The organism is Flavobacterium salmonis (assembly GCF_903819435.1).
GTDB classification, from domain to species: Bacteria; Bacteroidota; Bacteroidia; order Flavobacteriales; family Flavobacteriaceae; genus Flavobacterium; species Flavobacterium chungangense.
Map to the genome: position 1 here is coordinate 1 of NZ_CAIJDP010000055.1, position 450 is coordinate 450.

At 34.7% G+C, this 450-nt stretch carries 2 protein-coding genes; both read left to right on the forward strand.

Annotated elements, in window-relative coordinates:
* The first annotated feature begins 54 nt into the window (after nucleotides 1–54).
* Nucleotides 55–228 (forward strand): IS6 family transposase, encoded by a 174-nt coding sequence (locus FLACHUCJ7_RS02520; protein WP_180907805.1) that lies wholly within the window; start codon nucleotides 55–57, stop codon nucleotides 226–228.
* 6 nt (nucleotides 229–234) lie between these two features.
* Nucleotides 235–450, forward strand: a 216-nt coding sequence (locus FLACHUCJ7_RS02525) for a DDE-type integrase/transposase/recombinase (protein WP_180907806.1), incomplete at its 3' end; no start/stop codon positions are given.

Sequence of the window (450 nt, forward strand, 5' to 3'; positions counted from 1 at the left end):
GGTTCTGTCGCATCTAGCTACGTTTTAACTTTGCCTTTTTTAACTTGTTAACTCATGAATACGAAAGGTCATTGCTGTCCGAAATCTATTATATTGCAGGCCGTATATTTTAAGCTTAGGTTTACATTAAGCTATCGGGATGTTGAAGAGATCATGAAAATGCGAGGAGTTCATGTTGATCATGCTACTATTCAGCGCTGGGTTTTTAAGTTTACACCTTTCATTTAGTCAGAGATGAAGAAGAGAAAAGGTAAAGTAGGTACAAGTTGGAGATTGGATGAAACCTATATCAAAGTAAAAGGTATTTGGTGTTATTTATATAGAGCAGTAGATAAACTAGGCAATACAGTAGACTTTCTTTTGACCAGAAGAAGACAAAGAATGAGCGCTCAGTCTTTTCTAATTAAAGCAATTAGTAATAACTGCATACCAAGAGTAATAAACATTGAT